The sequence below is a fragment of the Bradyrhizobium acaciae genome, from assembly GCF_020889785.1.
Taxonomy (GTDB): domain Bacteria; phylum Pseudomonadota; class Alphaproteobacteria; order Rhizobiales; family Xanthobacteraceae; genus Bradyrhizobium; species Bradyrhizobium acaciae.
Genome location: NZ_JACMYK010000254.1, coordinates 1 through 4672 on the forward strand (window position 1 = coordinate 1; position 4672 = coordinate 4672).

Here is a 4672-nt window from a genome sequence, read left to right on the forward strand (position 1 = left end):
CGTCCGCACCTTCAGGCCGCCTCAGGCGTCTCGAGCAGGCCGCGACGGCGCAGCAGCGCGTCCGGCTCGGGTTCGCGGCCGCGGAAGGCGACATAGGCCTCCTCCGGATCGCGCGAGCCGCCCGACGAATAGATGTCGTCATGCAGCCGCTTGGCGGTCGCGGGATCGAAGATGTCGCCGGCTTCCTCGAAGGCGCCGAACGCGTCGGCGTCCATCACCTCCGACCACATGTAGCTGTAATAGCCGGACGCATAGTGGTCGCCGGAGAAGATATGGCCGAACTGGGTCGGCCGGTGCCGCAGCGAGATTTCGGCGGGCATGCCGATCTTCTCCAGCTCCTTCTGTTCGAAGGCGCGGACGTCCCAGCTCGCCGCCGCCGGCTGGGTGTGGAATTCGAGGTCGACCAGCGCAGAGGAGACGAACTCCACGGTGGCAAAGCCCTGGTTGAACTTGCGCGCGGCAAGGAAGCGCTTGAGCAGGTCGTCCGGCAGCGCCTCTCCGGTCTGGTAGTGGCGGGCAAAGCGCTGCAGCACCTCGGGCCGCTCCTGCCAGTGCTCGTAGAGCTGCGAGGGCAGCTCGACGAAGTCGGTGAACACGGATGTGCCCGACAGCGACGGGTAGGTCACGTTCGACAGCATGCCGTGTAGGCCGTGGCCGAATTCGTGGAACAGGGTCCGCGCGTCGTCGGGCGACAGCAGCGCCGGCGCGCCGTCGGCGCCCTTGGCGAAGTTGCAGACATTGATGACCAGCGGCGCGACGTCGCCGTCGAGCTTCTGCTGGTCGCGCAGCGAGGTCATCCAGGCGCCGGAGCGCTTGGAGGACCGCGCGAAGTAGTCGCCGTAGAACAGCGCCTTGTGCTGGCCGTCGCGGCCCTTGACCTCCCAGACCCGCACATCCGGGTGCCAGACCGGTACGTCCTTGCGCTCCTCGAAGGTGACGCCGAACAGCCGGGTGGCGCAGTCGAAGGCGGCCTCGATCATGTGGTCGAGCACCAGATAGGGCTTGATCGCGGAATCGTCGAAATTGGCGCGGCGCTGGCGCAGCTTCTCGGCGTAATAGCGCCAGTCCCAGGACGCCAAAGTGAAGTTGCCGCCCTCCTCCGTGATCAGCGCCTGCAGCGCATCGCGGTCGGCGAGCGCACGCGCGCGCGCCGGCTTCCAGACCCGCTCCAGCAAGCCACGCACCGCCTCCGGCGTCTTCGCCATGGAATCCTCCAGGCGGTAGGCGGCGTAGGTCGGGAAGCCCAGGATCTTCGCGGTCTCCTCGCGCAGCCTGAGGATCTCCACGATGGTCGCGTTGTTGTCGTTGGCGTTGCCATTGTCGCCGCGGGCCGTGAAGGCCTTGTAGACCTTCTCGCGCAGATCGCGCCGCGACGAGCTCTGCAGGAACGGCTCGACCGAGGAGCGTGACAGCGTCACGATCGCCTTGCCGGGCATGCCGCGCTCTTCCGCCGCAGCCTTGGCCGCCGCCACAAATGTGTCGGAGAGGCCGGCACGGTCGCCCTCGCCGAGTTCCATGGACCATTCCTGTTCGTCGCCGAGCAGATGATGGCTGAACGTGGTGCCGAGATGGGCGAGCCGCTCGTTGATCTCGGCCATGCGGGCCTTTGCCGCATCGTCGAGCCCGGCGCCGGAGCGGTGGAAGCGGGTGTAGGTGCGCTCCAGCAGCCGCATCTGCTCGCCGGTCAGGCCGAGCGAGGCGCGCTTCTCGTGCAGCATGGCGATGCGGCCAAACAGCACAGCGTTCATCATGATCGGATTCCAGTGCCGCGCCATCCGGGGCGAGACTTCCTTGTCGATCTCCAGGATCGCCGGATTGGAATGGGCCGAGACCAGGTCGTAGAACACGGCCGAGACCTTCGACAGCAGCTTGCCGGAGCGCTCCAGCGCCGTGATGGTGTTGTCGAAGTCGGGCAGCGCCGGATCATGGGTGATCGCAGCCACTTCGGCCGAGTGGTCGGCGAAGGCCTGCTCGAAGGCGGGGAGGAAATGCTCCGGCTTGATCTCGGCAAAAGGCGGCGTCTCGAGCGGCGTCTGCCACGCCTTCAGGAGGGGGTTGGCGAGAGCTTCTGCGCTGGTTTCCGACATCGAATATCCCGTTTTTCGCCTTGAAAATGCGGCCCAATCTATATCACGCGATACGGCATTTTTGGGCCTTTTGCGCTTGATAGATGGGCACTTTTCGGAGAGATTGCGCCCCCTGAACAGGACCTATTCCATGAGCATGCAGCCCACCGCCTCCGGCAACCGCACCATCGCCTGGCCGAGCGTCATCACCGTCATCTCGGCGGCGATCCTGATCGGCGCCGAAGTGTTCGGCGCGGCGTTCGCCGGCGGCTGGGCGCTCGCGATCCTGCTCGGGCTCAACGACACCGGCGCGCACATCCTGCAGGCCGTGCTGTTCGGCATCGGCGTCCTGATCATGATCGCCTTCATCCGCGCGGCGCAGCGCGTCGAGCCGTTCACGCGTCGCGCGTGAACTCATGCGATTCAAGAAAGCCCTGCGGCACAGGGCTTAAACGCACACGCTTCGTTAGTCATTCTTAACAGCTGTTCATCTTCAACACGTGCTGCGCGCGAGATCGCAAGCACGCGTTAGGGAAATTTGTCGCTATCGCAAAAAAATTCTTGCGCCGCGAAGTCAAAAGATTTATTTCCTGCCTTGCCCAATTTCGCACGTGCCTGTGGTCGTGTGTCAGTCGGTAGGTATCCGGACAAGAGGCCGGACAGCCGCCAAGGGGTGGAAGAACCGAGGGTCGCTTACGTCCATCTGGACACGAGGCGGCCAGCATCTCTCTCCAGGGATGCCGTTGAAGGTCTCACCACTCTTTGCAACCGTGACTGGCAGCCGGAGGCGAACCGGCGCACCCCGCTCTCAACGGGGGACGCGACTTAAAGCAACGACGGATCGGGCTTTTTTGGTCTCTACCGGCAGTCCAACGCCGGCGCGGGCTACTGAAAAGGCTTGTCCTTCATTGCCAGGTGTGCGGGCGGGAAACTCTCCCAACCAATCCACGGCAGCACAGTCTGGTTAGAGTCTCTTGGCCTCAACGCGCCTCCATCGCGCGATGTGGCCGAAGCGCTCTTATCCGACGTCACGTTGATGCGGATCCCGTCGCTGGGGCCGTTGGAGAGTGCCATGACCGAACGTATCCAGGAATTCCTGCGTCACCGCCGCAGCGAAGGTCTCGACACCGAGCCGTGCCTCGTCGTCGACCTCGAGGTCGTGCGCGACAACTATCAGACCTTCGCCAAGGTGCTGCCGGACAGCCGCGTGTTCTACGCGGTCAAGGCCAACCCGGCGCCCGAAGTGCTGGCGCTGCTGGCCTCGCTCGGCTCGTGCTTCGACACCGCGACCGTTGCGGAGATCGAGATGGCGCTGGCCGCCGGTGCGACGCCGGACCGCATCTCCTATGGCAACACGATCAAGAAGGAGCGCGACATCGCGCGTGCCTTCGCGCTCGGGATTCGCCTGTTCGCGGTCGACTGCGCCGCCGAGGTCGAGAAGATCGCGCGCGCCGCTCCCGGCGCCAAGGTGTTCTGCCGCATCCTCTATGATTGCGCAGGCGCCGAGTGGCCGCTGTCGCGCAAGTTCGGCTGCGACCCGGAGATGGCGGTCGACGTGCTCGACCTCGCCAAGCGCCTTGGGCTGGAGCCGTGCGGCATCTCGTTCCATGTCGGCTCGCAGCAGCGCAAGGTGAAGGCGTGGGATCGCGCGCTCGCGATGGCGTCGACCGTATTCCGTGACTGCGCCGAGCGCGGGATCAACCTCACCATGGTCAACATGGGCGGTGGCTTCCCGACCAAGTATCTCAAGGACGTTCCGCCGGTCCTGCAATATGGCCGGTCGATCTTCCGCGCGCTGCGCAAGCATTTCGGCAACCAGATCCCGGAGACGATCATCGAGCCGGGCCGCGGCATGGTCGGCAATGCCGGAATCATCGAGACCGAAGTCGTTCTGATCTCGAAGAAGAGCGACGAGGACGAGGTGCGCTGGGTCTATCTCGACATCGGCAAGTTCGGCGGTCTCGCCGAGACGATGGACGAGTCGATCCGCTACGCGATCCGCACTCCCCATGACGGGGCGGACATGACGCCGTGCGTGCTCGCGGGCCCGACCTGCGACTCTGCCGACGTGCTGTACGAGAAGCTGCCGTATCCGCTCCCGGTGACGCTCGAGATCGGCGACAAGCTGCTGATCGAAGGCACCGGCGCCTATACGTCGACCTACTCGTCGGTGGCGTTCAACGGCATTCCGCCGCTGAAGACCTACCACATCTAAGCCGCCTCCTTTTCGAGGCCTGATAAACCGGGAGCCGGCCCCGCCGGCTCCTCCCCGATCATTTTTGATTTTCTGAACGACGCTTGCCGCGGCGTACGACATGCCGTTGCAAGCCGGGACTGACGTGCCATGACTGCAAAACGGAACGACCCCGTTGCCCTCATCCGAAATGCCGCCCCGTTCGCGATCCGTGCGGAGCGTGCCTCGGACGTCGTCGCGCGCGAAGCGCTGCTGGATGCCTGCTTTGGCGACAACCGCCATGCGCGCACCTGCCAGCGCCTGCGCGACGGTCGCGCGCCCGCCACAGGCCTGAGCCTGTCGGCGGTGCGCCAGGACGGCCGGCTGGTTGGAACCGTGCGGCTGTGGCACGTCACCGCGGGGGGCCGCAGCG

General features: G+C 65.3%; 4 protein-coding genes. 3 read left to right on the forward strand and 1 reads right to left on the reverse strand.

Annotated elements, in window-relative coordinates:
• Positions 1-11: 11 nt before the first annotated feature.
• Positions 12-2087, reverse strand: coding sequence for a M3 family metallopeptidase (locus H8A92_RS39610; RefSeq protein WP_229200683.1), 2076 nt, complete (start codon positions 2085-2087; stop codon positions 12-14).
• A gap of 130 nt (positions 2088-2217) precedes the next feature.
• Here H8A92_RS39610 and H8A92_RS39615 point away from each other — a divergent pair, with 130 nt between their 5' ends.
• The 3 genes from H8A92_RS39615 to H8A92_RS39625 all read left to right on the forward strand — a co-directional run.
• Positions 2218-2478: a hypothetical protein gene (locus H8A92_RS39615; RefSeq protein ID WP_229186572.1), complete on the forward strand. Its 261-nt coding sequence runs from the start codon at positions 2218-2220 to the stop codon at positions 2476-2478.
• 660 nt (positions 2479-3138) lie between these two features.
• On the forward strand, positions 3139-4281 hold the full coding sequence (locus H8A92_RS39620) for a type III PLP-dependent enzyme (RefSeq protein WP_229200684.1): 1143 nt from the start codon (positions 3139-3141) through the stop codon (positions 4279-4281).
• A gap of 129 nt (positions 4282-4410) precedes the next feature.
• A partial coding sequence (locus tag H8A92_RS39625) for a GNAT family N-acetyltransferase (RefSeq protein ID WP_420831436.1) occupies positions 4411-4672 on the forward strand: 262 nt, incomplete at its 3' end.

Excerpts from the sequence above, each read along its gene's own strand:
- H8A92_RS39620 (WP_229200684.1), top strand. The coding sequence starts at position 3,139 with ATGACCGAACGTATCCAGGAATTCCTGCGTCACCGCCGCAGCGAAGGT.
- H8A92_RS39610 (WP_229200683.1), bottom strand. The coding sequence starts at position 2,087 with ATGTCGGAAACCAGCGCAGAAGCTCTCGCCAACCCCCTCCTGAAGGCG.
- H8A92_RS39615 (WP_229186572.1), top strand. The coding sequence starts at position 2,218 with ATGAGCATGCAGCCCACCGCCTCCGGCAACCGCACCATCGCCTGGCCG.